This is a genomic window from Sutcliffiella halmapala (assembly GCF_050107295.1).
Taxonomy (GTDB): Bacteria; Bacillota; Bacilli; order Bacillales; family Bacillaceae_I; genus Sutcliffiella_A; species Sutcliffiella_A halmapala_A.
This window is the reverse complement of record NZ_JBNIKR010000033.1, coordinates 1-613: the sequence shown is the minus strand read 5'-3', so window position 1 is coordinate 613 and position 613 is coordinate 1. Positions and strand designations below refer to the sequence as shown.

At 50.1% G+C, this 613-nt stretch carries 1 rRNA gene; it reads right to left on the bottom strand.

Features of this window, described 5'->3' with window-relative positions:
- Positions 1-587: ribosomal RNA gene (locus ACQCT5_RS22890) — 23S ribosomal RNA — on the bottom strand; the annotation flags it as partial.
- Positions 588-613 lie beyond the last annotated feature (26 nt).

Sequence of the window (613 nt, the reverse complement as noted above, 5' to 3'; positions counted from 1 at the left end):
GGGCTCTAACTACTTGTAGGCACACGGTTTCAGGATCTATTTCACTCCCCTTCCGGGGTGCTTTTCACCTTTCCCTCACGGTACTGGTTCACTATCGGTCACTAGGGAGTATTTAGCCTTGGGAGATGGTCCTCCCTGCTTCCGACGGGATTTCTCGTGTCCCGCCGTACTCAGGATCCACTCAGGAGGGAACGAAGTTTCAACTACAGGGTTTTTACCTTCTATGACGGACCTTTCCAGATCGCTTCATTTACCCCGTTCCTTTGTAACTCCATGTTGAGTGTCCTACAACCCCAAGAGGCAAGCCTCTTGGTTTGGGCTAATTCCGTTTCGCTCGCCGCTACTCAGGAAATCGCGTTTGCTTTCTCTTCCTCCGGGTACTAAGATGTTTCAGTTCCCCGGGTCTGCCTTCAGTACCCTATGTATTCAGGTAAAGATACTGCTCCATTACGAGCAGTGGGTTTCCCCATTCGGAAATCTCCGGATCAAAGCTTACTTACAGCTCCCCGAAGCATATCGGTGTTAGTCCCGTCCTTCATCGGCTCCTAGTGCCAAGGCATCCACCGTGCGCCCTTAATAACTTAACCGTTGACAAACTAATTGTCATGTTTTT